Below are 22,913 nucleotides of genomic sequence, written 5' to 3' on the forward strand. Positions count from 1 at the left end.
TGTCGGGGCGTTTTGTTGTAACGCAGGTTACTTGAGGTTGGCTTTCAGCGCTGCTGCGGCTTGCTGCATGGCGCTTTGCGTGCCGGGGATCTGACTGATCACGTTGAGCAAACCGAAGTCGTGGATCATGCCGTTGTAGCGCACGGCGGTGACGTTGACCCCAGCCGCATCCAGCTTGCGCGCATAGGCTTCGCCTTCATCACGCAGCACGTCGAACTCGGCGGTTTGCACCAGGGCCGGCGGCAAGCCTTTCAATTGCTCCACCGATGCCTGCAGCGGCGAGGCATAGATCTCGGCGCGCTGTTTCGGGTCGGTGGTGTAGTTATCCCAGAACCACTGCATAAGGCTCTTGCTGAGGAAGTGACCGTCGGCGAACTGGTTATAGGAGGCGTTGTTGAAGTTGGCATCGGTCACTGGCCACAGCAGCAGCTGGAACGTGATCTCCGGGGTGCCTTTGTCCTTGGCCATCAGGCTGACCACTGCGGCCATGTTGCCGCCCACACTGTTGCCGGCCACTGCCAGGCGCTTGCCGTCGACCCCGATCTGCGCGCCGTTCTGCGCCACCCACTGGGTCGCGGCGTATGCCTGGTTGATCGCGGTTGGGTACTTGGCTTCGGGTGATGGGGTGTAATCGACATACACCGCCGCCGCGCCGGAGCCCACCACCAGGTCACGGATCAGGCGTTCGTGGGTCGGGTAATCGCCCAGCACCCAGCCGCCACCGTGGAAGAACATAAAGACCGGCAGCGTACCCTCGGCATCGGCCGGGCGCACGACTTTGAGCTGGATCGACTGGCTATCAACCTGGATGGTCTTGTCGACCACCTTGATGCCCGATACATCGACCTTGACCCCGGCCTGCGCACCGACCAATACGGCGCGGGCCTCTTTCGGGCTCAGCTGTTCTAGGGGCTTGCCACCGCCTGCGGCGAGGGCATTGAGGAAACCTTGAGTATTGCGCTCCACCCCGGGGCTGCCAGCGGCAAACGCGCTGTTGACGGCAAGGGCGAGTACGGCGATCGACAAACCTTGTTTGATGTTCATGTGCGGCCTCCTGGGGCGGGCCGCTGACTGGCAGCGGCCGGGGTAGTGGGTAGTTTGGATTTAGTCGAGCAGCGTCAGGGTGACGTCGATATTGCCGCGGGTGGCGTTGGAGTACGGACAGACGATATGTGCACGCTCGATCAGGGTCTGCGCTTGCTCACGGTCCATGCCTGGCAGGCTGATGCGCAGTTCGACTTCGATGCCGAAACCGTTGGGGATTGCACCGATACCCACTACACCTTCAATCGAGGCGTCTGCTGGCATCGCCAGCTTGTCGCGGCCAGCGACGAATTTCATCGCGCCAATAAAGCAAGCCGAGTAGCCCGCAGCGAACAACTGCTCAGGGTTAGTACCCGCACCGCCTGCACCGCCGAGTTCTTTCGGGGTAGTCAGGGCGACGTCGAGTACGCCGTCGGAAGAGATGGCACGGCCGTCACGGCCGCCGGTGGCTTCTGCATAGGCACGGTAAGCAATGGTTTGAATCGACATGGTGGTGGTCCTCTAAAGTCAGTTTGGGTTGGTACGCGTTACAGGTGCTGCGGTATCTGTGGTTGATCAGCCGGCGTGGTTGATCAGCCATTCTGGGTACAGGCCTTTGCCATCTTGTTGCTGCTTCTGGCTGTGATCCGCCAGGACGGCTGCGGAGAGCGTGATGGCGACGGTGAAGGTGAGCAGGGTTTGCATAACGGTTCTCCTCAAGCTGCTGGGTTGTTTGGTTGGTCAGTAATTCGCTAATTAGCGCTAAAATTTTGTGCGCCAATCAATTCGATGGGGAGAACTCTAGCGAGCATTAATTTAGCGCGCAATATATATTTTTGGAAATTTTGCGATAAGCACTGCTGTGTTCAGGCATAAGCGAGGAGTGGCGGGCGATTGCGCGATGTTTTCGAGGGCGACGGCAGGGCGAAATTGTTGTACGGCGCGGGGGAATGATGGAGGAACGTGACGCGATTTGTGCGATGAGCTTCGCTGGAGCGGGCGACAGGTCTGTCGCCCGGGTGCTTACACGGCCTGTTGCAGGCTGCTGCGCAGGGCGACCAGCTCAGCCTTGAGGGCGCCAAGTTCAGCGGTGGATTGCTGGGTGGCGGTGAGGATGCAGCTGGGGATGCTTTTGGCCTGTTCGCGCAGGGCGCGGCCTTTCTCGGTGAGGAACAACTCAACCACGCGCTCATCGACACTGCTGCGGGTGCGTTTGAGCAGGCCTTCGGCTTCCAGGCGCTTGAGCAGCGGGGTAACCGAACCTGGATCGGTCAGCAGGCGGCTGCTGATATCACCCACGGTGATGCCATCACCTTCCCAGAGCACCATCATTGCCAGGTACTGCGGGTAGGTCAGGCCCAGCTCCTGCAGCAGCGGCTTGTAGACCTTGGTCAACAGCAGCGAGGTCGAATACAGGGCAAAGCACAACTGGTTATCGAGTAGCAGTTCGGCGCAAGGGTCTTGCGTAGTCATGGCGTTCTCCAGCGGCACAGACAAGTGCCGACAATTTATCGCGCCAACTACTGTTATGCCAATTGAATGCGCGCGGTGTTCATCCTGCCAGGCAAACGTTAGACGTTAAAAATGGCCGGGAGCCATTTTTAACGTCGCATAGTGACGGCCCGCAGGGTGGCTGCCAGGGATGGCAGGCATAAAAAAGCCCCAGACACCTGCAGTGCTGGGGCTTGTGGGCTGGCCGATTACTCCACGGCAGCCTGGGCTTTCTTGCTTGAGCCTTTCGGCGCAAATCGGGCAGCCAGGCGCATGGATGCGGTCACCAGGCGTTGATAGAACGCCGGCCATAGGCGTTGCATGCTATCCAGGGCATAGGCGTCCGGGCCTATGAGGATGCGCCGCTTGTTCGCCAGCGCCCCGTTGATGATCACCTGAGCGGCCTTCTCCGGTGTGGTGCGCAGCAACTGATCGTTGAACTGCTCGCGCGCCTTGTCGGCGTCCTGACCTGTCACGCTGCTCAGGCTGGCGTTCATCCGCGCGGTCTTGGCGATATTGGTCTTGATCCCGCCGGGGTGTACGCAGCTGGCCGATACGCCGCAGTCGGCCATATCCAGTTCCTGGCGCAGCGACTCGGTAAAACCGCGCACGGCAAACTTGCTGGCGTTATAGGCGCTCATACCCGGCTGGGAAAACAGTCCGAAAACGCTGGAGACGTTGACGATATGGCCTTGCCCGCTGGCTTTGATATGCGGCAGGAAGGCCTTGCTGCCGTGCACCACGCCCCAGAAGTTGATGTTCATGATCCACTCGTAGTCGGCATAGTCGTTGCCTTCCACGGTGCCGCCCTGGGCCACGCCGGCGTTGTTGAAGATCGCGTTGACCCGGCCGAACTCGGCCACCACCTGGTCTGCCCAGGCATGCACCGCCTCTCGATCGGCGACGTTGACCAGGGTTTCACTGACCTTGACCCCAAGCTTGCGTGCCTGGGCCGCGGTTTCCGCCAGGCCCTCGGCATTCACATCGGAGAGCGCCAGCTGGCAACCCTGGCGAGCCAAGCCGAAGGCCAGGGCGCGGCCAATACCGGAACCTGCGCCAGTGATGGCGGCTACCTTGTTTTCAAACGACTTCATGCGTTGGCCTCCTGGACAGTCAACTGGATTGCGCTGTTCTGCGCCGGGTGTGCCGCGTGCTTACGGCTGAAATGATAGGCCGCTGGGTCAAAGTTGCGCGTCAACAGGCGGAAACGCCAGGTAAAACCGGGCCATACCGTGCAGTTGCGCCCGCTGACCGGGTGCAGGTACCAGCTCTTGCAGCCGCCGGCATTCCATACGGTATTGCCCAGGCTGCCCTGCAGCTTGCCGTTGAACTGATCCTGCACCTGTTGTTTGACCTCCAGGCTCTGCAGCTGCTGCTCGCCGACCAGCTTGAGCGCGCCGAGCACGTAATGGATCTGCGACTCGATCATGTAAACCATCGAGTTATGCCCCAGGCCGGTGTTCGGGCCCATCAGGAAGAACAGGTTGGGGAAGCCGGCGGTCAGCGTACCCTTGTAGGCCTGCGGGCCTTCCGGCCAGGTGTCGAGCAGATCGACGCCATCGCGGCCGAACACCACGCCGCGTGGCAGCGGGTCGCTCGGGGTAAAACCGGTGCCGAAGATGATCGCGTCAATTTCGCGCTCCTGGCCATCCACAGTGCGGATGCTGCCGCTGCGGATTTCCGCGATGCCGTCGGTGATCAGGTCGACGTTGGGCTGGGTCAGCGCCGGGAAGTAGTCGTTGGAGATCAACACGCGCTTGCAGCCCATCAGGTAATCCGGGGTGACCTTAGCGCGCAGGACCGGATCCTTGATCTGCTTGTTGATGTACCACTTGCCGACTTTCTGCGCCACGGTCATCACCTTGGGCAGCATGGCAAAGCCGATTACCCGGCTTTCCAGCAGGGCATAGATGGCCCCGCGCCAGAGTTTCTGCAGCAGCGGGAAGCGCTTGAAGCGGTTGCGCTCGCGCTCGCTGATGGCGCGGTCCGGCTTGGGCATGATCCACGGCGCGGTGCGCTGATAGAGGTCGAGCTGGCTGACCTGCTTCTGGATCTGCGGCACGAACTGGATGGAAGACGCGCCGGTGCCGATCACAGCGATACGCTTTCCGGTAAGGTCGTAGTCATGATCCCACTGCTGTGAGTGGAAGATCTTGCCGGTGAAGTTTTCCAGGCCATTGAGCGCAGGGATCGACGGTGTCGACAGCGCGCCCATGCCGGAGACGACAAATTGCGCGGTGTAGTGGTTGCCGGCGTTGTCGCTGATGTGCCAGAACTCCTCTTGCTCGTCCCAGGCCAGGCGGGCGATTTCGGTATTCAGTAGGGTGTGGTTCTGCAGGCGGTATTTTTCCCAGCAACCCTGTAGGTAACCCTGGATTTCCGGCTGCTTGGCAAACATGCGCGTCCAGTTGGGGTTCTGCTCGAAGGAGAACGAATACAGGTGTGATTGCACATCGCAGCCGCAACCCGGGTAATTATTCACTCGCCAGGTGCCACCTACGCCGGCTTCTTTCTCGAACAGCAGGAAATCGTGCTCGCCTTCCTGCTTGAGGCGAATGGCCATGCCCAGGCCGGAGAAACCGCTGCCGATAATGGCAACCTTGCAATGGCGGGCAGAACCAGGGGGTGATACGGGCGCATTCATGGCCAAGCTCCTGTTATGTTTATATGCTTGCGTATACAGCTGTATACCAAGGTAGACAAATGTATACTCGCCAGCAAGCGTCATTCTCACGCGCCAACTTTTAGGTAGGGTTCGTTTATGCAAGCAGACTCCGCTGAGTCGATTCAGGCCGCCGAAAAGACCGCCGAGGCCCCAGGCAAGACCTTGCTGCTGGAGGCGGCGTTACGTCTTACCTCAACCAGCCGCAGCCTGAGCAACCTGGGCCTGCGTGAGCTGGCGCGCGAGGCCGGGCTGAACCCCAACACCTTTTACCGGCACTTCAAGGATGTCGATGACCTGGGCCTGACGGTGATCCGGCAGATCTCCACCCAGCTGCGCCAACCGCTGCGTGATCTGCGCCGTGAGGCCGCCGAACGAGCGGTGCAGACCAGCCGCAAGAGCCTGCCGATGTTGTTTGGTATCGACCTGCAGCGTGGGCGGCGGGTGTGCCACGAAACCGTGCAGCTGTTCTTCGATTTCGTCGCGCAAAACCCTGAAGCCTTCATCATTGGCGTGCGCGAGCTGCATGGTGCCTCTGCGGTGTTGCGCGCGGCGTTGCAGGAGGTGATGGACGACTTCGGCGCAGACATGGCCGAGGACATCATTGCCTTCAAACTGCTGCCAGACATGGTCAACCCAGCAGTGGTTTTGCAGGTGTCCAACCTGATCAGTCGTAACTTGTTTCAACTGTCGCTGGACTATATCGGCCAGCCCGAGCGGCAAGCGGCAATCTGCGCGCTGGCCGAAGAACAGATCGTCATGCTGTTTACCGGTGCCAGCGTGCTGCAGGGTCTGGGTCAGTTAAAACTGCCGGTCGACTAGGCGCTCAATTCACCAATAAAAAACCCGGCCGATGCCGGGTTTTTTATAAATAGGCTGACACTCAGTTGTTAAAGCCCAAACGCTGACGCCAGCGTTGTTCCAGTGCTTTGCTGTCGTGGTCAAAGGGGTGGAAGCCGGGGCGGTAGTAGTCGAGGTACGACGGGATCAGCTTGGTCAGAAAACCGTTGCGCGGGCCGAACAGGGTTTTCAGGCCTCTGCCCCAGCTGCGCCAGTTGAACAGTTGGCCATCCTTGCGCAGCAGGTGCAGCTGGAACCAGCCGATCACGCCGAAGAAGATCACGGTGGAGATCGCCATCATGCCGACGCGGGTGAAGTAGCCGCCATAGACCTTCTGGTACACGTCGTAGCACACGGCCTTGTGTTCGTTCTCTTCAATCGCATGCCACATCCACAGCTGATACAGCTTGGGATCGTTCATCTGGGTGGTCAGGTCTTCACGTTGCAGCAGCTGCTCGGCCATGGTCGCGGTGAAGTGTTCCAGGGCACAGGTGGCGGCCAGGCGCTGTTTCTTGGTGGTGATCTTGGTCACCCATTCCAGCAACACCTTGATGCGCAGTTCCAGCAGCTCCAGGTCGATATTGTGCTCGGCGGCGTAGTCGTTGTAGGCCGCGTGTTCCTTGGAGTGCATGGCCTCCTGGCCGATAAAGGCGCTGATGTCCTTTTTCAGTTGCGGCTCGGTGACCTGATCGCGGACGGCCCGCACGCTGTCGACGAAGAACTTCTCGCCATAAGGAAACAGCGACGAAAGGTTGTTCATGAAGTGGCTCATGAAGGGGTCGCCGGCAAACCAGAACTTCTGGCTGTCATCGAAGCTGAAGTCCATGCGGCGCACCGGAAAGCTGGCGGGTGGGGTGCTGATCTTGGCTGTCATAAAGGCGACTCCTGGGCGTATTGATCGCGGTCCGCGACCGCTCTTGTTATAGGGCTCGGGGTGACAGATGAAGCTGTCTTGGGCCGTGATTTATCTTTAGCCGAGGCGAATTTTGGCGCGAGGTCATTCCTGGCCAGGGCAGCCGGAAATGGGCCAACTTATGGATAGTTGTCGGACAGTTTGCGTGGCGCGCGCCGCTCTGGCTGGCGCATCAGCAAACGCCCGCAGAGTGCGGGCGTTGGGAGGTAAGGCAGGTTTATTGCTCGTTAAGCCCGAAGCAGGTCAAGGCGAAGGTGGGGATGCCGCTGTCCTGCAGTTTCTGCGAGCCGCCCAGTTCGGGCAAGTCGATGATCGCCGCGGCTTCGATGATGCTTGCGCCCATGCGTCGCACCAGTTGGGCGGCCGCCAGCAGGGTGCCGCCAGTGGCGATCAGGTCATCGAAAATCAGTACCTTGTCGCCATCGCAGAGGCTGTCTGCGTGCACTTCCAGTTTGGCTTCGCCGTACTCGGTCTGGTAGCCCTCGCTGAGCACGTCGGCAGGCAGTTTGCCCTGCTTGCGAAACAGGATCAGCGGTTTGTTCAGCTCGTAGGCGATGATCGAGCCGATCAGAAAACCGCGTGCGTCCATGGCGCCGATATGGCTGAAGTCGGCCTCGACGTAACGCTGGATAAAGCTGTCGGCAACCATGCGCAGGGCGCGTGGCGACTGAAACAGCGGGGTGATGTCACGAAAGATCACCCCAGGTTTGGGGAAATCCACAACCGGGCGGATCAGGGTCTTGATGCTGAATTCATCGAAGATCATAACGTGTCTGTCCTGCGCTGGGGCGTGTCATCAGTTGTCGAGGTTGCCGCCGGCCAGGGCGCACAATTCGATCGGGTCGAGGATGTGCACTTCTTTGCCTTCGGCTTCCAGCAGGCTGTTCTGCTGAAAACGCGTGAATACACGCGATACGGTTTCCACTGCAAGGCCCAAATAGTTACCGATTTCGTTGCGCGACATTGACAGGCGGAACTGGTTGGCCGAAAAGCCCCGGGCGCGGAAGCGTGCTGAGAGGTTGACCAGGAAGGTGGCGATACGTTCGTCGGCGGTCTTCTTCGAGAGCAGCAGCATCATCTGCTGATCGTCGCGGATCTCGCGGCTCATGATGCGCATCAGCTGGCGGCGCAGTTGCGGCAGTTGCACAGACAACTCGTCCAGGCGCTCGAAGGGGATTTCGCAGACCGAGGTGGTTTCCAGGGCCATGGCTGACACGGGGTAACTTTCGCTGTCCATGCCGGACAAGCCAACTAGCTCGCTGGGCAGGTGGAAACCGGTGATCTGTTCATCACCGCTGTCGCTCAGGCTGAAGGTTTTCAGTGCGCCGGAGCGTACGGCAAACACTGAATTGAAGGCATCGCCCTGGCGGAACAGGAATTCACCCTTTTTCAGTGGGCGGCCGCGTTTGACGATTTCGTCGAGCGCATCCATGTCTTCCAGGTTCAGGGACAGCGGCAGGCACAAACTCGCCAGGCTGCAATCCTTGCAGTGGGCTTGATGTGGGGTATGCAACTTGATGCTTTCGGACATCGTCGGTTCCTGGGTTAAGCACACAATATTCGTAAGGTTACAGCAGGCGGCAGGGTACAGCCAGCCAAACGCTGTTCTGACCAGGTGTTCAAGTATGTTGCTGAGCGGCCGATAACTCTGGCGATTTTAAAGAGTCTGCAAGGGAGTACGGCTATGCGCGTGGAATCGACCTCGATGATTGGTCGCTTGGGGCTGGCGCTGGAGCGAAAAAGCGCTGCCGCCGAAGGTGCCGAGCCAGATGATCAGGCGCTGCGCGATAGCCTGCGCGTCAGCTTGTCGGAACTCTGCAAGGCCCGCTCCGCGGCGGCGCAGAAGAACCAGGATATCGATGACAGCAGCTTGCCAGATGTGGTCAAGGACCTGCTCAAGCGAATCCGCGAACTCAAGGAGCAGATTGAGGCCAAGAAAGAGGAATTAAAGGCGGTCATGAGTGACCAGAGCCTTGACCCCGAAGCCAAACGCCTGAAGATCGAAACCCTGCAAGCTGAGCTGGCGTCATTGCAGGGCGCCTTGAGCAGTACCAATGCCACGCTGCTCAAGGTCATGCGTGATCAGAATCTGAGCGATCAGCAGATGCAGGAAGTGGCCGGCCTGATCCTGAAATAACCTCGGCCCACAAAGTCAGCAGGTCGTTTTTCAACAACCTGCTAGATCACTCGGGAAAAGCGCTGTCTGCTCAGCTCATTCAGGTAGCGATCAAACAGCATGCACAGTGAGCGCACCAGCAGCCGGCCGGCTGGCAGCACATCAATCCCCTGGGCGGTCAACTCAATCAGCCCGTCAGTGGCCATCTGCTGCAGTTGCGGCCAGATATCGGCAAAGTAACTGCGAAAATCGATGGCATAAGCCTGTTCGATATCGGCAAAGCGCAGCTGGAAATGACAGATCAGCTGCTGGATCACCGCGCGCCGCAGGCGGTCGTCGGGGTCGCAGTGCAGGCCGCGCAGAGTAGCCAGTTCGCTATGGTCGAGGCTGTCCTGGTATTTGCTCAGGTCGCTGTTGTTCTGGCAGTAGAGGTCACCGATCTGGCTGATCGACGACACCCCCAGACCGATCAGGTCGCAATGGCCGTGGGTGGTGTAGCCCTGGAAGTTGCGTTGCAGGCTGCCGTCTTCCTGGGCGCTGGCCAGTTCGTCGTCGGGCAGGGCGAAGTGATCCATGCCGATATAGCGGTATTCGGCGGCACTCAGTTGCTCGATGCTGGCTTGCAGCATGGCCAGCTTGTCGCCTGGGCTGGGCAGGTCGCTGGTGTTGATCCGCCGCTGCGGCATAAAACGCTCGGGCAGGTGGGCGTAGTTGAACAGCGACAGGCGATCCGGTTGCAGGGCAATCACTTCGGCGACGGTGCGGGCGAAACGTTCTGGGGTTTGCAGCGGCAGGCCGTAGATCAGGTCGATGTTCACCGAACGGAACTGCAAGGTACGCGCGGCTTCGACAATGGCGCGGGTTTCTTCCAAGGTCTGTAGGCGATTCACCGCCCGCTGCACGGCCGGGTCGAGGTCCTGCACGCCCAGGCTGACACGGTTGAAACCCAGTTCGCGGAGCAGGCCCATGGTCGACCAGTCGGCTTCGCGCGGGTCGATCTCGATGCTGTAGTCACCGCTGTCGTCATCCGGCAGATTGAAGTGCTGGCGCAGGTGTCCCATCAGGTGGCGCAGTTCATCGTGACTGAGAAAGGTCGGCGTGCCGCCGCCGAAGTGCAGTTGCTCGACCTTCTGTTTAGGGTCCAGATGACGGCTGATGATCTCCACTTCGTGTTGGAGTTTTTCCAGGTACGGCTGAGCACGTCCACGGTCTTTGGTGATCACCTTGTTGCAGGCGCAGTAGTAGCAGATGTGCGCGCAGAACGGGATGTGCACATACAGCGACAGCGGCCGCATGGCCTTGCGGCTGTCGCGCAGGGCATGCAGCAGGTCGAACTGGCTGACGCGCTCGTGGAACTGTACGGCGGTCGGGTAGGAGGTGTAGCGCGGACCGGCCTGGTCGTAGCGGCGGATCAGGCTGGTATCCCACTGGATGGCGTTGAGCATGCGGGTATTCCCGGTTTGGCTTGCAATACCGGGGAGTCTAAGAGCGCTGCGTTTGGTGTGTTTTGACCTGTATCAAGGGCACGACTGAGTCGTTTAATGCCCCATCAACCAGTGCTGGTGCGGGCCAGGCATTGTCCACAGGCCGAAGAGGATCACCAGAATACCGCCGACCATGCGTACGCCTTGTTTACGCAGCAGCGCGGTCAGGCGTTCGGCGGCCAGGCCGGTGGCCAGCAGCACTGGCAAGGTGCCGAGGCCAAAGGCCAACATCAGGGCTGCGCTGTCGACTGCATTGCCTTGGCTGGCGGCCCACAACAAGGTGCTGTAGACCAAGCCGCAGGGCAGCCAGCCCCAGAGGCTGCCGAGCACCAAGGCGCGGGGCAGGCTGGTAACCGGCATAAAGCGGCGGGTTAGCGGTTGGATATGTCGCCAAAGGCCGCGACCGAGGGCTTCGATGCGGGTCAGGCCGCTCCACCAGCCGGCCAGGTACAGTCCCATGGCAATCAGCAGTAGTGCCGCAACCACCCGTAAGCCCATCACCAGCGGGCTATTGGCCACTGCCCAGCCTGCCAGACCCAGCAGCAGGCCGGCCAGGCTGTAGCTGAGGATGCGTCCCAGGTTATAGGCCAGCAGCAACTGAAAGCGCTGCGCGCGCTGCTCGGCTGGGATGGCCAGAGTTAGCGCACCCATGAGACCGCCGCACATGCCCAGGCAGTGTCCACCGCCGAGCAGGCCGAGAATCAGCGCCGAGACCAGCAGCGGCAGCAGTTCAAGCACCGGGCTTGTCCTGGTCGGGCTGCGATTCGTCGAGTTGTTGGACCTGGCTTACGGCTGCAGTGTGCTTGGGGTCTTCGTCATCAAACAGAATACTGTGCGCCGGGCCGTCTAGGTCGTCGTACTGCCCGCTGTCCACAGCCCAGAAGAACAGCCAGATGGCAAAAGCTACCAGGGCGATGGCAACCGGGATCAGGATGTAGAGGGCGGGCATAAGGTCTCCGGGTACGGCTTGGGGTAGGGCGGATGTCGCGTTTACATCCACCGGCGCAACGTTGTGGTGGATCGGTGAAGCGTGATCCACCCTACGTGCGAGTCAGACGCAGAGCGTTGATCACCACCAGCAATGAACTCACCGACATGCCCAGCGCGGCCCATATGGGGGTAATCCAGCCGATGGCAGCGAAGGGCAGCACCAGGCCATTGTACAGGCTGGCCCAGGTGAGGTTCTCGATGATGATGCGGCGGGTTCGTTGCGCCATGTGTAGCGCCTGCACCAGGCTGCTCAGGCGGTTGGACAGCAGCACGGCGTCGGCGCTGGTTTTTGCCAGGTCGGTGGCGCTGCCCATGGCCACGCTGATGTCGGCGGCGGCCAATACCGGCACATCGTTAACCCCGTCGCCCAGCATCAGCACCCGACGGCCCTGGCTGTGCAGCTGTTTCAGCACGTCCAGCTTGGCATCCGGCGTCAGGCCGCCACGGGCGTCAGTAATGCCCAGCTGGCGCGCCACTTCACCGACCATGGGCGAGCTGTCGCCGGACAGCAGCATGATCTGCCAGCCTTTGGCCTTGGCCATGTCGATCAGTTGCGGCGCGTCGTCGCGCAGGCGGTCATTCAACACGAACCAGGCCAGTGGCCCTTGTTCATCGCCCAACAGCAGCCATTGGCCGTGCTCGCCGGCAATTGTTGGCGCGGGTTGCGCGCTCAGCGCGCAGACAAATCCGGCTTCACCGATGCGCAGCAGTCGGCTGCCAACACGTCCTTGCAGGCCGAGGCCCGGATGGCTGTCGACCGCTTCGGCGGCCTCGGGGGCCTGGCCGAAGGCGCGGGCAATCGGGTGTTCGGAGCGGTTTTCCAGCGCCGCCGCCAAAGCCAGGCAGGTGTCGGCATCCAGCTCGCGCAGAGGGTGTATGGCGCTGAGGGTCAGGCGGCCTTCGGTGAGGGTGCCGGTCTTGTCCAGCACCAGGGTGTCGATCTGATTCAGGCCTTCCAGCACGTGGCCACGGGTCAGCAACATGCCCAGTTTGTGCAGTGAGCCGGTCGCGGCCGTGAGTGCCGTGGGCGTGGCCAGGGCCAGCGCGCAGGGGCAGGTGGCGACCAGCAGGGCCAGAACAATCCAGAACGCGCGGGACGGATCGAGTTGCCACCAGACCAGGCCGACGATGACGGCCACCACCAGCACGATCAGCAGGAACCATTGCGCAACCCGGTCGGCCAGGACCGCCAGGCGCGGTTTGTCGCTCTGCGCGCGCTCCAGCAGACGAACGATGGCCGACAGCCGCGTGGCATCGCCAAGGGCCTGCACTTCAATCTGCAACGGGCCTTCGACGTTGAGGGTGCCGGCGGTCACGCTGTCGCCGATGTTGCGTGGTTGTGGCAGGTACTCGCCGGTCAGAACGGACTCATCCACGCTCGACTGACCCTGGATGATGCAACCATCGGCGGGCAGCAGGGCGCCGGGCGGCACCAGTACCTGATCGCCGACGTGCAGCTCGCTAAGCAAAATGCGTTGGCTCTGACCTGCTGCGTCCAGGCGTAGGCAGGAGGCGGGGAGCAGATTGACCAGCTGCGCCGTGGCGGCCGCCGTGCGCTCACGGGCGCGACGTTCCAGGTAACGGCCGGCGAGGAGGAACAGGGCAAACATGCCCACTGCATCGAAATACAGTTCGCCCTGGCCGGTTACCGTCGACCAGATACCGGCGATATAAGCCCCGCCGATGGCCAGGGACACTGACACATCCATGGTCAGATGGCGGGTGCGCAGGTCACGCAGTGCGCCACGGAAGAACTGGCCGCAGCAGTAGAAAACAATCGGTGTAGTGAGGAATAGGCTGACCCAGCGCAGGATCTTGTCCAGCTCGGGGCTGAGGTCGATGTTGAATTCCGGCCAGGTGGCCATGGTCGCCATCATTACCTGCATCCACAGCATGCCGGCCACGCCCAGCTCGCGCATGGCCCGACGGTTCTCACGCTGCAACTGTTCGGCGGCGGCATCGGCCTGCCAGGGGTGGGCGGCGTAGCCGATCTTGCGCAGCGCCTTGAGCAGGCTGCTGAGCGGTAACTGACTGTCCGCCCAGCGTACGTGCAGGCGATGGTTGGACAGGTTGAGGCGTGCTTCGCTGATGCCGGGCATGCCACGCAGGTGTTTCTCGATCAGCCAGCCGCAGGCGGCGCAGCTGATGCCTTCGATCAGCAGGCAGGTTTCGCTGAGTTCGCCGTCATGTTCGACAAAGGGCTGCTGTACATCGCTGCGGTCATACAGCGCCAATTCTTCAGGAAGCGCCTGGGGCAGGCTTTGCGGGTTGGCGGCGCTTTCGCTGCGGTGCTTGTAGTAGTGCTCCAGGCCACCGCTGACGATGGCTTCGGCCACTGCCTGGCAACCCGGGCAGCACATCTCGCGAGGTGCGCCCAGTACCTGGGTCTGGAATCGGCTGCCGGCCGGAACCGGCAGGCCACAGTGATAGCAGGGAGTCGGGCTGGCCATCGGTGCGCTTATTGGGCATCCCCGAGGTTAATCGTCTGTCCGCTCTGCACGTTTTCCTCTTCGAACAGACGCCAGTCCTTGCCGCCTTCCTGGCCGATCAGCTCGACAAACCGGCGGCCTTCAACCGCATCAATCATCTGCCCGCTGTAACTGCCATCGGCCTGCGGTTGCAGGATTACCCGGCGGTCGCGTTCCGGCTGGGTCGGCGAAATCAGGTTGAGCACCAGCTGCTGCGGACGGCTGTTGCCATTCAGCTGCAGGGTGGCAGTGCCGTTGTCATCGTTGAGCAGCAGGGTGGCGTGCAGCTTGAGGCGAATGGCGTGGTTTTCCCGCTCCAGCGACTGGTTGATGCCCTTGCCGACGTCGTAATAGTCATCGGAGATCAGCCCTGGCGGGTTCTTCGTGGCGATGGTCAGCAGAGTCAGCCCCTGGACTACTGAATAAGCCAGCAGGCCTATCAGGAACCAGGGCCAGAATTGCTTGTACCAGGGCTTGATGATCTCGGGGTTCTTTTCAGGCATGGGTTCAGACATGGGCTTCTCTAATCAGCGCACGCTCGGGCCGATAAAGCGGCTGGCGGCGTCGGTTTTGATACTGGGGTCATCCACTGCACGCAGGTGGAAACTGATTTCATTGGTACTGGACGGTAGTTTTTCCGGGTCGATGGACAACTCGACTGGCAGCGACAAGACCTCACCGGCGACGGCCTTGATCTCGCGCTTGCCTTCGTACACCAGGTCGTCGAGGCCATCGGCTTCGATCAGGTAGGTCACGTCGTGCTGTGCCTTGTTCATGATCTTCAGGGTGTAGACGTTCTCGATCCGGCCTTCTTCGTTTTCGCGGTAGAGCACGCGGTCCTTGAGCACATCCAGTTCCACCAGCGAACGGTCGGCGATGGCCCAGGCGAAGACGCAGAACATGGCGGTCAGCGCTACCGCGTAACCGATCAGGCGCGGGCGTACCAGATTGGTTTTCTGCCCGGACAGGTTGTGTTCGGTGGTGTAGCTGATCAGCCCTTTCGGGTAGTTCATCTTCTCCATGATGCTGTCGCAGGCGTCGATACAGGCCGCGCAGCCGATGCATTCGATCTGCAAACCGTCGCGGATATCGATGCCGGTAGGGCAGACGTGCACACACATCTTGCAGTCGATGCAGTCACCCAGACCCTGGGCTTTGTAGTCGGCGTCCTTCTTGCGCGGGCCACGGGATTCACCACGGCGCGGGTCATAGGAGACGATCAGGGTGTCCTGGTCGAACATCACGCTCTGGAAGCGCGCATAGGGGCACATGTAGATGCATACCTGCTCGCGCAGGTAGCCGGCGTTGCCATAGGTGGCGAGGGTAAAGAAACCGACCCAGAACAGCGCCCAGCCACTGGCCTCAAGGGTGAACAGCTCCGGGATCAGCTCACGGATCGGCGTGAAGTAGCCGACGAAGGTGATCGCGGTGACCAGCGACACGCCGACCCAAATGCCATGTTTGGCCAGTTTGCGCAGGAATTTCTTCGTGCTCATGGGCGTCTTGTCGAGCTTCATGCGCTGATTGCGGTCACCTTCGGTGACTTTCTCCGCCCACATGAAGACCCAGGTGAACACGCTCTGCGGACAGGTGTAGCCGCACCAGACGCGGCCAGCGAACACGGTGATAAAGAACAGGCCGAAGGCGCAGATGATCAACAAGGCCGAGAGCAGGACGAAATCCTGCGGCCAGTAGGTTGCACCGAAGATGTAGAACTTGCGCTCCGGCAGGTTCCACCAGACGGCCTGACGGCCATTCCAGTTCAACCATACGGTGCCGAAGTACAACAGAAAGAGGGCTGCACCACCGAGCATGCGCAGGTTGCGGAAGAGGCCGGTGAAGGAGCGGGTGTAGATTTTTTCGCGGTTGGCGTACAGGTCAACAACTTCGACCTTGGCCGGGGCAGGGGTGACGTCTTTAACTGGAATCTGTGCGCTCATCAGTTCGTACCACAGCGGTTGATTGGCTGCTTCAACCGATACGTGCCGGCCGAAGTCATACGGGCTCTTGCGCTATGGTACGCCTGACGATTGCTCGGCAGGTGCGACCCGCGGTCGCGCCTGCCAGAGCCGGAGAATCACTTCTCGGTTTTACCTTGCGACAGGCTGTACACGTAAGCCGCCAGCAGATGCACTTTATCGTTGCCCAGGAAATCAGCCTGGGCTGGCATCTTGCCGTTACGGCCGTAGCGCAGAGTTTGTTGCACCTGGGCAAAGCTGGAGCCGTAGAGCCAGACTTTGTCGGTCAGGTTGGGGGCGCCCATGGTCTGTTGGCCCTTACCTTCAGCGCCATGACAGACTGCACAATTGGTGGCAAAGATGTTTTGACCTGCGGCAAGGTCAACTTCGATACCTTCCGGATTCTTCAAGCCAGACAGGCTGCGCACGTAGCCGGCAACATTGCGGATGCCTTCTTCGCCGATGCTGTCTTTCCACGCTGGCATGGCTGCCTGACGGCCGCCCATGATGGTGGTCTTGATCGTTTCCGGTTCGCCACCGTACAGCCAGTCGTTGTCGGTCAGGTTGGGGAAACCGTAGGCGCCCTTGGCGTCAGAACCGTGGCAGACCGAGCAGTTGGATGCAAACAGGCGACCGCCCATTTTCAGCGCTTGCTCGTCCTGGGCCACTTGTTCAATCGGCATGGCGGCGTACTTGGCGAAGATCGGGCCGTACTGGGCATCAGCCTTGGCCATCTCTTTTTCCCACTGGTGCACGCCAGTCCAGCCGGCATTGCGCTCGGCGTCGCCGGCGATCTGCACGTTGGTGGCAAACGGCGTCTTGGCCTCGGTGTCGAGGTAGTCGTAGCCCGGCAGCAGACCTTTCCAGTTACCCAGGCCCGGGTAGAGCACCAGGTAGCCGAGGGCAAAGATGATGGTGCCGACAAACAGCATGAACCACCACTTGGGCAGCGGGTTGTCGAACTCTTCGATACCGTCGAAGGAGTGGCCGACAGTTTCTTCGGTGGTTTCTTCGCGCTGGCCCTTGCGGGTGCCGAAGATCAGCCAAGTCAGGGCGAAAATGGTGCCCAGAGACAGAATGGTTACGTACCAACTCCAGAACGTGGTCATTGGTTATTGCTCCTGGAAGATTGCTCGTCACGCTCGTTGGGTTTGGGATCGTCGGCGAAGGGCAGGTTGGCGGCCTCGTCGAAGCTGTCTTTGCGCTTGCTGCTGTAGGCCCAGAGCACCACGCCAATAAAGGCGATGAACACCACTGCTGTGCCTATGCCGCGAATAGTCCCGATATCCATCGTGCGTTACCGTTTGTTCTTGATGGAAGTGCCGAGAACCTGCAGGTACGCAACGAGAGCGTCCATTTCGGTTTTGCCTTTTACCGCGTCCTTGGCCCCAGCGATGTCTTCATCGGTGTAGGGGATACCAAAGCCACGCATGACTTCCATCTTCTTGGCAGTGTCCTTGCCGTCGAGCTTGTGCTCAACCAACCAGGGGTAGGCCGGCATCTTCGACTCAGGCACGACGTTGCGCGGGTTGTACAGGTGCGCACGTTGCCACTCATCCGAGTAACGACCACCGACGCGAGCCAGGTCCGGGCCGGTACGCTTGGAACCCCACAGGAACGGGTGATCCCAGACGCTTTCACCGGCTACCGAGTAGTGGCCGTAACGTTCGGTTTCAGCACGGAACGGACGGATCATCTGCGAGTGGCAGCCGACACAACCGTTGGCGATGTACACATCGCGGCCTTCCAGTTGCAGCGCGGTGTAAGGCTTGAGACCTTCCACCGGCTCGTTGGTGACGTCCTGGAAAAACAGCGGAACGATTTGAGTCAGGCCGCCGATGCTGACGGCCAGAACCATCAGCAACGCCATCAGGCCAATATTCTTCTCAATGATTTCGTGTTTCATCAGTGCGCTACTCCGACTGGAATCTGTGCAGCCGCTTCGTATTCAGAAGCCTTGGCGGCACGCACGGTGCGGTAGGTGTTGTACGCCATCAGCAGCATGCCGGCGACGAAGAACGCACCACCGATCATGCGCACTACGTAGCCTGGGTGGCTGGCTTCCAGCGCTTCAACGAAGGAATAGGTGAGGGTGCCGTCTTCGTTGACTGCACGCCACATCAGGCCCTGGGTGATGCCGTTGACCCACATCGAGGCGATGTACAGCACGGTGCCGATAGTGGCCAGCCAGAAGTGTGCGTTGATCAGGCCAACGCTGTGCATCTGCGGACGACCGAAGACCTTCGGCAGCAGGTGATACAGCGCGCCGATAGAAATCATCGCTACCCAGCCGAGGGCGCCGGCATGTACGTGGCCGATGGTCCAGTCGGTGTAGTGCGACAGGGCGTTGACGGTCTTGATGGCCATCATCGGGCCTTCGAAGGTCGACATGCCGTAGAACGCCAGGGAAACCACCAGGAAGCGCAGGATTGGGTCGGTGCGCAGCTTATGCCAGGCACCCGACAGGCTCATCATGCCGTTGATCATGCCGCCCCAGCTTGGCGCCAGCAGGATGATCGACATCGCCATGCCCAGGGACTGAGCCCAATCCGGCAGTGCGGTGTAGTGCAGGTGGTGCGGACCGGCCCAGATGTACAGAGTAATCAGCGCCCAGAAGTGCACGATGGACAGGCGGTAGGAGTAGATCGGACGCTCGGCCTGCTTGGGTACGAAGTAGTACATCATCCCCAGGAAGCCGGTGGTCAGGAAGAAGCCCACGGCGTTGTGGCCGTACCACCACTGGATCATCGCGTCAGTCGCACCGGCGTAGGCCGAGTAGGACTTGAACAGGCTGACCGGAACGGCCGCGCTGTTGACGATGTGCAGCATCGCGGTAACCAGGATGAAGGCACCGAAGAACCAGTTGCCGACATAGATGTGCTTGGTCTGGCGTTTGATGATGGTGCCGAAGAACACCACGGCATAAGCGATCCAGACGATGCCCAGGAGGATATCGATTGGCCACTCAAGCTCGGCGTATTCCTTGGTACCGGTGAAACCCATCGGCAGAGTGATCACTGCTGCGACGATCACGGCTTGCCAGCCCCAGAATACGAACGCGGCAAGGCCATCAGAGATCAGGCGTGCCTGGCTGGTGCGTTGCACCACGTAGAACGAGGTGGCCATCAGCGCGCAACCACCGAAGGCGAAAATCACCGCGTTGGTGTGCAGCGGACGCAGACGGCCAAAGCTCGTCCATTCCATACCCAGGTTAAGTTCAGGCCACACCAGCTGTGCGGCGATGAAAACACCCAGGCTCATGCCAATGACTCCCCAAATCACCGTCATGACGGCGAATTGGCGAACCACCTTGTAGTTATAAGCAGTCGGACTGATTGCTGTGCTCATTATGGGTTCCACGGTTAATGGATTTTTTAGGGGCAAAAATCGGCGGCAAGTATGGAGAAAGCAGGTGCTCATTGCAACGACACAAGCCGGCGCGATAAGGCTTTCAGGGCGTTTTGCAAGCATGCATGGCCACTTGTGCAGGGCATTGCCGCAAGCCATAAACGCCTAACAGGCGTAGCGCGAAAGATGGGAATCGCCTTGGAGTTATGACAGGTGGCGACTGTCGACAAGATTAGCTCAAGTCAAACATCGCGCGTGCACTTGGTCGGAAGGGTGCGACCTTGGGTCGCATGGCTGGAGCGACTGTCCAGCGCGGGGAGCGGGGTTTTGCAGTGACTGGCGAGACAGGCTCGCCAGTCAGTGTGCTGTTGCTGCCTTATTGGGCGGCGGCGTCCTGTTGTGGCTTGCTCAGGCTCAGGACATAAGCGGCGAGCAAATGCACTTTGTCGTTGCCCAGGTATTGCTCCTGCGCCGGCATCTGGCCGTTGCGGCCGTGGCGGATGGTCTGCTGCAGCTGCACCAGGCTGCTGCCGTAGATCCAGCCCGCTGGTTTGGTCAGGTCCGGTGCGCCGAGCATGGCCATGCCGGTGCCTTGCGCGCCGTGGCAGGCCTGGCAGTTGGCGGCAAAGATGGCGGCACCTTTTTCCAGGTCAACCGGCTTGTCGGCAGGCAGTGGCAAGCCGGCCAGGTCTTTGCGCACATAGGCGGCGACCTGTTGCACGCCTTCTTCACCAATCACCGCTGCCCAGGCCGGCATGGCGCCGATGCGACCATTGAGGATGCTGGTCTTGATCACATTAGGCTCGCCGCCCCAGCGCCAGTGGCTGTCGGTCAGGTTGGGGAAGCCCACCGCGCCCTTGGCGTCAGAGCCGTGGCAGACCGAGCAGTAGGTGGCGAACATGCGTCCACCCATTTTCAGCGCCTGCTCGTCTTTGGCCACCTCTTCCAGGGGCATGGCTGCATATTTGGCGAAGATCGGCCCGTAAAGCTCATCAGCCTTGTCCACCTCACGTTGCCATTGCTTGACCTGGGTCCAGCCGCCTTCGTAACCCGGCAGTACGCCTTTCCAGCTGCCCAGGCCGGGATACAGCACCAGGTAGCCAATCGAGAAAATCAGCGTGCCGAGAAACAGCATGAACCACCACTTGGGCAGCGGGTTGTCATATTCCTCGATGCCGTCGAAGGCATGGCCCATGGTCTGTTCGGTGGGGCTCTTGTGAACTTCGCCTTTGCGGGTGGCGAAAATCAGCCAGAACAGCGCGATCAGGGTGCCGACTGTCAGCAGGGTGATGTACCAGCTCCAGAACGTGCTCATGGGGTCTTGCTCCTTGGTGCAGCCAGCTTGGGTTCATCGGCAAAGGGCAGCAGGGCGGCCTGGTCAAAGGCGGCGCGGCGTTTGCCGCTGTAAGCCCAGAGGGTCACGCAGACAAACGACAGCAGAACCAGTGCCGTGCCGATGCCGCGTACTGTTCCAATATCCAGAGCGCCGAGATCAATAAGTTCGAATGACATGGCTTACCTCTTGTTCTTCACGGCAGTGCCAAGCACTTGCAGGTAGGCGACCATGGCGTCCATCTCGCTTTTGCCTTTCACGGCTGCGGTGGCACCGGCAATGTCTTCCTCGCTGTAGGGCACGCCGAGCAGGCGCAGGGCCTTCATCTTGGCTGGCGTGTCTTGGCCATTCAGGGTGCCTTCCACCAGCCAGGGGTAGGCGGGCATCTTCGACTCGGGCACCACGTTGCGCGGGTTGTAGAGGTGCGCGCGGTGCCATTCATCCGAGTAGCGGCCGCCCACGCGGGCCAGGTCCGGCCCGGTGCGTTTGGAGCCCCACAGGAAGGGGTGGTCATAGACGCTTTCTCCAGCCACCGAATAGTGGCCATAACGCTCGGTTTCCGCGCGGAAAGGACGGATCATCTGCGAGTGGCAGCCGACGCAGCCTTCACGGATATAGATGTCGCGACCTTCCAGTTGCAGCGCTGTGTAGGGCTTGAGGCCGGCCACCGGTTCATTGGTGACGTCCTGGAAGAACAGCGGAACGATCTGCGTCAGGCCGCCGATGCTCACGGCCAGCACCATCATCAGCGCCATCAGGCCGATGTTCTTTTCGAGTATTTCGTGTCTCATCAGTGGGCTCCCTCAAGCGAAAACTGCGCGGCGGCTTCCATTTCAGCGGCTTTGGTGTGACGCACGGTCTGCCAGACGTTCCAGGCCATCACCAGCATGCCGGCGAAGAAGATCGCTCCGCCGATCACCCGCACCACAAAGCCGGGGTGGCTGGCTTCCAGCGCTTCGACGAAGGAGTAGGTGAGGGTGCCGTCTTCGTTGACTGCGCGCCACATCAGGCCCTGGGCGATACCGTTGACCCACATCGAGGCGATGTAGAGCACGGTGCCGATGGTGGCGAGCCAGAAGTGCACGTTGATCAGGCTGGTGCTGTGCATCTCATCGCGGCCGAAGACTTTCGGCAGCATGTGATACAGCGAGCCGATGGACACCATGGCCACCCAGCCGAGCGCACCGGCGTGCACGTGGCCGATGGTCCAGTCGGTGTAGTGGGAGAGTGCGTTGACGGTCTTGATCGCCATCATCGGACCTTCGAAGGTCGACATGCCGTAGAACGCCAGAGATACCACCAGAAAGCGCAGGATCGGGTCGGTTCGCAGCTTATGCCAGGCACCGGAGAGGGTCATCATGCCGTTGATCATGCCGCCCCAGCTCGGTGCCAGGAGGATCAGCGACATCACCATGCCCAGGCTCTGCGCCCAGTCCGGCAGTGCGGTGTAGTGCAGGTGGTGCGGACCGGCCCAGATGTACACGGCAATCAGTGCCCAAAAGTGCACGATGGACAAGCGATAGGAATAGACCGGGCGACCGGCCTGCTTGGGCACGAAGTAATACATCATCCCCAGAAAGCCTGCCGTGAGGAAAAAGCCCACGGCGTTGTGGCCATACCACCACTGGATCATCGCGTCCGTCGCCCCGGCATAGGCCGAGTAGGACTTGGTCAGGGTGACCGGCACTTCCAGGTTGTTGACCAGGTGCAGCAGCGCCACGGTGAGAATAAAACCACCGAAGAACCAGTTGCCCACATAGATGTGGCTGACGTTACGCTTCATCACTGTGCCGAAGAACACGATGGCGTAGCTGACCCAGACAATGGTGATCAGGATGTCGATCGGCCATTCCAGTTCGGCGTATTCCTTGGAGCTGGTCCAGCCCAGCGGCAGGCTGATGGCCGCCAGAACAATCACCAGTTGCCAGCCCCAGAAGGTGAAGGCCGCCAGTTTGGGGGCGAACAGGGTGGCCTGCGAGGTGCGTTGCACCGCGTAATAGCTGGTGGCGAACAGTGCGCAACCGCCAAAGGCGAAGATCACTGCGTTGGTATGCAGCGGGCGCAGACGGCCGAAGCTGATCCACGGCAGGTTGAAGTTGAGTTCGGGCCAGGCCAGTTGCGCGGCGATAAATACGCCGAGCCCCATCCCGACAATGCCCCACACCACCGTCATGATGGCGAATTGGCGAACCACCCTGTAGTTGTAGGCGGAACTGCTGGTTGTGTTCATGTCTGGGCTTCCATCCACGGTTATAGGCAGATCATTGAAAATCAGCGGCTGAGGGCC

Annotated in this window: 25 protein-coding genes; 2 read left to right on the plus strand and 23 right to left on the minus strand. The window is 60.6% G+C overall.

Annotation, left to right across the window (positions count from 1 at the left end):
- Positions 1 to 27: 27 nt before the first annotated feature.
- From ACSQ17_RS19290 to ACSQ17_RS19315, 6 genes are all read right to left on the minus strand, one after another.
- Positions 28 to 1,044 carry an alpha/beta hydrolase gene (locus ACSQ17_RS19290; RefSeq protein WP_436070144.1) on the minus strand — a complete coding sequence of 339 codons (1,017 nt, stop codon included), beginning with the start codon at positions 1,042 to 1,044 and terminating at the stop codon, positions 28 to 30.
- 60 nt (positions 1,045 to 1,104) lie between these two features.
- Positions 1,105 to 1,533 carry an organic hydroperoxide resistance protein gene (locus ACSQ17_RS19295; protein WP_090256124.1) on the minus strand — a complete coding sequence of 143 codons (429 nt, stop codon included), beginning with the start codon at positions 1,531 to 1,533 and terminating at the stop codon, positions 1,105 to 1,107.
- Between the two features lie 66 nt (positions 1,534 to 1,599).
- On the minus strand, positions 1,600 to 1,728 hold the full coding sequence (locus tag ACSQ17_RS19300) for a hypothetical protein (RefSeq protein WP_436070145.1): 129 nt from the start codon (positions 1,726 to 1,728) through the stop codon (positions 1,600 to 1,602).
- A gap of 318 nt (positions 1,729 to 2,046) precedes the next feature.
- Positions 2,047 to 2,496, minus strand: a complete 450-nt coding sequence (locus ACSQ17_RS19305; protein ID WP_436070146.1) for a MarR family winged helix-turn-helix transcriptional regulator — start codon at positions 2,494 to 2,496, stop codon at positions 2,047 to 2,049.
- A 227-nt stretch (positions 2,497 to 2,723) separates the two neighbouring features.
- Entirely contained in the window at positions 2,724 to 3,608 is an 885-nt protein-coding gene (locus ACSQ17_RS19310; protein ID WP_436070147.1) for an SDR family NAD(P)-dependent oxidoreductase, read from the minus strand.
- Positions 3,605 to 5,158 (minus strand): flavin-containing monooxygenase, encoded by a 1,554-nt coding sequence (locus ACSQ17_RS19315; RefSeq protein ID WP_436070148.1) that lies wholly within the window; start codon positions 5,156 to 5,158, stop codon positions 3,605 to 3,607. Before ACSQ17_RS19315 ends, ACSQ17_RS19310 begins: the two co-directional genes overlap by 4 nt.
- 117 nt (positions 5,159 to 5,275) lie before the next feature.
- Here ACSQ17_RS19315 and ACSQ17_RS19320 point away from each other — a divergent pair, with 117 nt between their 5' ends.
- A complete protein-coding gene (locus ACSQ17_RS19320) occupies positions 5,276 to 5,998 on the plus strand; it encodes a TetR family transcriptional regulator (protein ID WP_436070149.1) in 723 nt (240 codons plus the stop codon).
- A gap of 61 nt (positions 5,999 to 6,059) precedes the next feature.
- Here ACSQ17_RS19320 and ACSQ17_RS19325 read toward each other — a convergent pair whose 3' ends face one another.
- From ACSQ17_RS19325 to fnr, 3 genes are all read right to left on the minus strand, one after another.
- Positions 6,060 to 6,890: a metal-dependent hydrolase gene (locus ACSQ17_RS19325; RefSeq protein ID WP_436070150.1), complete on the minus strand. Its 831-nt coding sequence runs from the start codon at positions 6,888 to 6,890 to the stop codon at positions 6,060 to 6,062.
- Positions 6,891 to 7,146: 256 nt separating this feature from the next.
- Entirely contained in the window at positions 7,147 to 7,695 is a 549-nt protein-coding gene (locus ACSQ17_RS19330; RefSeq protein ID WP_436070151.1) for an adenine phosphoribosyltransferase, read from the minus strand.
- A gap of 30 nt (positions 7,696 to 7,725) precedes the next feature.
- Positions 7,726 to 8,460: a fumarate/nitrate reduction transcriptional regulator Fnr gene (fnr, locus tag ACSQ17_RS19335; RefSeq protein ID WP_436070152.1), complete on the minus strand. Its 735-nt coding sequence runs from the start codon at positions 8,458 to 8,460 to the stop codon at positions 7,726 to 7,728.
- A gap of 153 nt (positions 8,461 to 8,613) precedes the next feature.
- Here fnr and ACSQ17_RS19340 point away from each other — a divergent pair, with 153 nt between their 5' ends.
- Entirely contained in the window at positions 8,614 to 9,066 is a 453-nt protein-coding gene (locus tag ACSQ17_RS19340) for a hypothetical protein (RefSeq protein ID WP_436070153.1), read from the plus strand.
- Between the two features lie 41 nt (positions 9,067 to 9,107).
- Here ACSQ17_RS19340 and hemN read toward each other — a convergent pair whose 3' ends face one another.
- The 14 genes from hemN to ccoN (ACSQ17_RS19410) form a co-directional block, all read right to left on the minus strand.
- Entirely contained in the window at positions 9,108 to 10,490 is a 1,383-nt protein-coding gene (gene hemN / locus ACSQ17_RS19345; protein ID WP_436070154.1) for an oxygen-independent coproporphyrinogen III oxidase, read from the minus strand.
- A gap of 93 nt (positions 10,491 to 10,583) precedes the next feature.
- Positions 10,584 to 11,267, minus strand: coding sequence for a sulfite exporter TauE/SafE family protein (locus ACSQ17_RS19350; RefSeq protein ID WP_436070155.1), 684 nt, complete (start codon positions 11,265 to 11,267; stop codon positions 10,584 to 10,586).
- Positions 11,260 to 11,478 (minus strand): cbb3-type cytochrome oxidase assembly protein CcoS, encoded by a 219-nt coding sequence (gene ccoS, locus ACSQ17_RS19355; protein WP_257779448.1) that lies wholly within the window; start codon positions 11,476 to 11,478, stop codon positions 11,260 to 11,262. The genes ACSQ17_RS19350 and ccoS overlap by 8 nt, the downstream gene beginning before the upstream one ends.
- A 91-nt stretch (positions 11,479 to 11,569) precedes the next feature.
- Entirely contained in the window at positions 11,570 to 13,969 is a 2,400-nt protein-coding gene (locus ACSQ17_RS19360; RefSeq protein WP_436070156.1) for a heavy metal translocating P-type ATPase, read from the minus strand.
- A gap of 8 nt (positions 13,970 to 13,977) precedes the next feature.
- A complete protein-coding gene (locus ACSQ17_RS19365) occupies positions 13,978 to 14,490 on the minus strand; it encodes a FixH family protein (protein ID WP_233685225.1) in 513 nt (170 codons plus the stop codon).
- 24 nt (positions 14,491 to 14,514) lie between these two features.
- On the minus strand, positions 14,515 to 15,927 hold the full coding sequence (gene ccoG, locus ACSQ17_RS19370) for a cytochrome c oxidase accessory protein CcoG (RefSeq protein WP_436070157.1): 1,413 nt from the start codon (positions 15,925 to 15,927) through the stop codon (positions 14,515 to 14,517).
- Positions 15,928 to 16,064: 137 nt separating this feature from the next.
- Entirely contained in the window at positions 16,065 to 17,054 is a 990-nt protein-coding gene (ccoP, locus tag ACSQ17_RS19375; RefSeq protein ID WP_436070158.1) for a cytochrome-c oxidase, cbb3-type subunit III, read from the minus strand.
- Complete coding sequence (locus ACSQ17_RS19380) at positions 17,051 to 17,236, minus strand: cbb3-type cytochrome oxidase subunit 3 (protein WP_257779454.1); 186 nt, start codon at positions 17,234 to 17,236, stop codon at positions 17,051 to 17,053. Before ACSQ17_RS19380 ends, ccoP (ACSQ17_RS19375) begins: the two co-directional genes overlap by 4 nt.
- A 6-nt stretch (positions 17,237 to 17,242) precedes the next feature.
- Positions 17,243 to 17,851, minus strand: coding sequence for a cytochrome-c oxidase, cbb3-type subunit II (gene ccoO / locus ACSQ17_RS19385; protein ID WP_090256144.1), 609 nt, complete (start codon positions 17,849 to 17,851; stop codon positions 17,243 to 17,245).
- Positions 17,851 to 19,293, minus strand: a complete 1,443-nt coding sequence (ccoN, locus tag ACSQ17_RS19390; RefSeq protein WP_436070159.1) for a cytochrome-c oxidase, cbb3-type subunit I — start codon at positions 19,291 to 19,293, stop codon at positions 17,851 to 17,853. The genes ccoO (ACSQ17_RS19385) and ccoN (ACSQ17_RS19390) overlap by 1 nt, the downstream gene beginning before the upstream one ends.
- A gap of 376 nt (positions 19,294 to 19,669) precedes the next feature.
- On the minus strand, positions 19,670 to 20,608 hold the full coding sequence (gene ccoP, locus ACSQ17_RS19395; protein ID WP_436070160.1) for a cytochrome-c oxidase, cbb3-type subunit III: 939 nt from the start codon (positions 20,606 to 20,608) through the stop codon (positions 19,670 to 19,672).
- Positions 20,605 to 20,805: a cbb3-type cytochrome oxidase subunit 3 gene (locus tag ACSQ17_RS19400; protein ID WP_436070161.1), complete on the minus strand. Its 201-nt coding sequence runs from the start codon at positions 20,803 to 20,805 to the stop codon at positions 20,605 to 20,607. The genes ccoP (ACSQ17_RS19395) and ACSQ17_RS19400 overlap by 4 nt, the downstream gene beginning before the upstream one ends.
- A gap of 3 nt (positions 20,806 to 20,808) precedes the next feature.
- Positions 20,809 to 21,417 carry a cytochrome-c oxidase, cbb3-type subunit II gene (ccoO, locus tag ACSQ17_RS19405; RefSeq protein WP_436070162.1) on the minus strand — a complete coding sequence of 203 codons (609 nt, stop codon included), beginning with the start codon at positions 21,415 to 21,417 and terminating at the stop codon, positions 20,809 to 20,811.
- Positions 21,417 to 22,856 (minus strand): cytochrome-c oxidase, cbb3-type subunit I, encoded by a 1,440-nt coding sequence (gene ccoN, locus ACSQ17_RS19410; RefSeq protein ID WP_436070163.1) that lies wholly within the window; start codon positions 22,854 to 22,856, stop codon positions 21,417 to 21,419. Before ccoN (ACSQ17_RS19410) ends, ccoO (ACSQ17_RS19405) begins: the two co-directional genes overlap by 1 nt.
- Positions 22,857 to 22,913 lie beyond the last annotated feature (57 nt).

This window comes from Pseudomonas sp. LjRoot71, from assembly GCF_964253255.1.
Classification (GTDB): Bacteria; Pseudomonadota; Gammaproteobacteria; order Pseudomonadales; family Pseudomonadaceae; genus Aquipseudomonas.